The 210-nt window shown below is 49.0% G+C and carries 1 protein-coding gene; it reads left to right on the top strand.

The window, feature by feature from the left end:
* The coding region (locus AC1M87_RS14875) for a hypothetical protein (protein ID WP_481594137.1) at positions 1-210 on the top strand (210 nt) is incomplete at both ends.

The raw sequence follows: 210 nt of genomic DNA, 5'->3' as shown, positions 1-210 counted from the left end.
AGGCAAACGCTACTACAACCAAAACAACCTACCCAAAGACTTAGACCAACAAGTCCAACAACTGCTACAACGCAGCCAATGGACGCCAAAATACAAGACAGACACCAACCAAGCAACCCACACGGACCAAGAACGCCAAGCCAGCGAACTCATCCTACAACGACGCAACATCAAAACCGTACCCGAATACAACCCACTACAACATCGACC

The sequence above is a fragment of the Acinetobacter sp. 24-47-62 genome (genome assembly GCF_056779765.1).
Note: the sequence above shows the minus strand (reverse complement) of the source record. Positions and strands in the feature narration are given on the sequence as shown.